We start from the raw sequence: 464 nt of genomic DNA on the forward strand, positions 1-464 counted from the left end.
CTGACCGCCGCCGTCACGGCCCCGGCCACCGCGAATGCCCAGGACTCCTCCCAGGCAATACCTCTCCTGTTCCCTGCTCCCGACCGCGTGATCGCCGTGGGCGGCTCACCCTCTGGGTTGTGCGCGGGCGCGATCTCCACCACTCTCGACGGCGACGGGTACCCGGACACGGCGTCCGTCGCCTGGGCCTTCGCCGTCGCCGGGGTGGGTCCGTGCAACCTCACCGCCACCCTCTCGTGGCGCAACCTCGACACCGGGGCCACCGGGGAGAAGGTCGCGCAGGTCCCGTTCCCGCGGATCTCGACGGGCATCCCCGATCCGATCTCCCACCCCTACGAGGCGCAGATCTCCACCGGCCCGGGCCGGGTCGAATACCGACTCACCACCACCGGCGGGGCCGTCGCCGGGCCGATCGTCGTGGAGACGGTCGCCTACGACGGCTGACGACGCCGGGGGCGCGCAGC

At 73.1% G+C, this 464-nt stretch carries 1 protein-coding gene; it reads left to right on the forward strand.

All coding sequences use genetic code 11. The features are described from left to right. A partial coding sequence (locus tag H483_RS28470) for a hypothetical protein (protein WP_017836705.1) occupies nt 1-444 on the forward strand: 444 nt, incomplete at its 5' end. Nucleotides 445-464: the final 20 nt, after the last annotated feature.

The sequence above is a fragment of the Dietzia sp. UCD-THP genome, from assembly GCF_000349585.1.
GTDB lineage: Bacteria > Actinomycetota > Actinomycetes > Mycobacteriales > Mycobacteriaceae > Dietzia > Dietzia natronolimnaea_A.